General features: G+C 64.9%; 2 protein-coding genes. One reads left to right on the top strand and one right to left on the bottom strand.

What is annotated here, in order from left to right; translation table 11 throughout:
• A partial coding sequence (locus ACQKIP_RS47565; protein WP_427745882.1) for a hypothetical protein occupies window positions 1–187 on the bottom strand: 187 nt, incomplete at its 3' end.
• Between the two features lie 21 nt (window positions 188–208).
• Between ACQKIP_RS47565 and ACQKIP_RS47570 the strand changes: the two genes are divergently transcribed.
• Window positions 209–1350, top strand: a 1142-nt coding sequence (locus ACQKIP_RS47570; RefSeq protein ID WP_427745883.1) for an acyltransferase family protein, incomplete at its 3' end; no start/stop codon positions are given.

The raw sequence follows: 1350 nt of genomic DNA on the forward strand, positions 1-1350 counted from the left end.
GTGTAGGGGTGATCGAGCGGCCACCCGGCACGCAGGAAGGGTCACAGCTGCGAATCACACGCTCCCGGCCACCAGTCGATTGCATCGAAGCAATTGGTGGCGTCCGCATGTTGCCGACACCGCTCGGACGGGTGAAATCATCCAGCAGAAGGGGGAGCGCACATAAATGTGCTGTGTTGACGGCCATTGGGGATGCTGTCGTCCACTCATGCGCAGCAGCAATCGGCAGTACCTCGTATCAGTGGATCATCTGCGTGCCTACGCTGCCGTGCTGGTGCTCCTCTGCCACGGAACGCAGATAATCTCTCCGTTCCTCAGGGAGACCACCGACAGCGACCCGCGCGCCTGGCTGTACACCGAAAACCCCCTGGGCACCCTGGTGCTGGAAGGCCACACGGGGGTGGCCCTGTTCATGGTCCTTTCCGGATTCATCTTCACCATCGGCACCCTGGGCAAGGACGTCCACTACGGCCGGTTCCTGGGCAACCGGGTTCTGCGGATCTTCCCGCTCTACATCGCCCTGATCATCCTGGGAGTCGGCGCCCACAAGCAGGGGGCGGACCTGCTGGCCGTGGTCCAGTCCCTGGCCGGTCTCGGGAACCTGCCGGGGTCCCTGGACCTGGGGGCGGTGTCGAAGATGTGGTGGGCCATCGCGGTCGAGTTGCAGTTCTATCTGCTGTTCCCGCTGTTCAGCAGGATGCTCACCAAGCACGGCCCCACGGCCCTGTTCAAACTCCTGGCCGCCATCGCCGTGATCCGGACCCTGGTGTGGGCCTCGGCGACCGGCAGCATCAACGTGAACTCGATGCTCTACTACAGCCTCGCGGGCAGGATCGACCAGTTCCTGATGGGCATGGTGGCCGCCTGGTTCTTCGTCCACCACCGGGCGCGCTTCCAGGGGCTTGTGAAGGTCGCCCTCGCGACAACCCTGATCACCGGCGCGGTCTGGGCCTTCAACCAGACCCACGCCTTCCAGGAAGGGCACGCCACACGCCTGCTCTGGATCGACGTCGAAGGAGCTCTCTGGTCCCTGGTCGTTCTGGCCTACGTGGCCACCGTCTCCTCGACGGGACTCGTCTCGCGGGGTATCGCCAAGGTCGGCGAAATAAGCTTCTCCGTCTACCTGCTCCACTACATGATCGTCACCGCGCTCATCTCCCGTCGCTGGTGGATCGAACTGACGGGACGCCCGGTGGTGGATGCCTGCATCACCGCGGCGGCGGCAGTCCTGCCGATCACACTGGCAGCGGCCGTGGTCACGTTCCACGGCATCGAACGCCCTTTCCTGCGATGGCGCCGTGCCTACCTCCTCCCCGACCAGCAGCCCAAGGCCCCGGCGGAAGCCCCGGC

Source organism: Streptomyces sp. NPDC059900 (assembly GCF_050270335.1).
Lineage (GTDB): Bacteria > Actinomycetota > Actinomycetes > Streptomycetales > Streptomycetaceae > Streptomyces.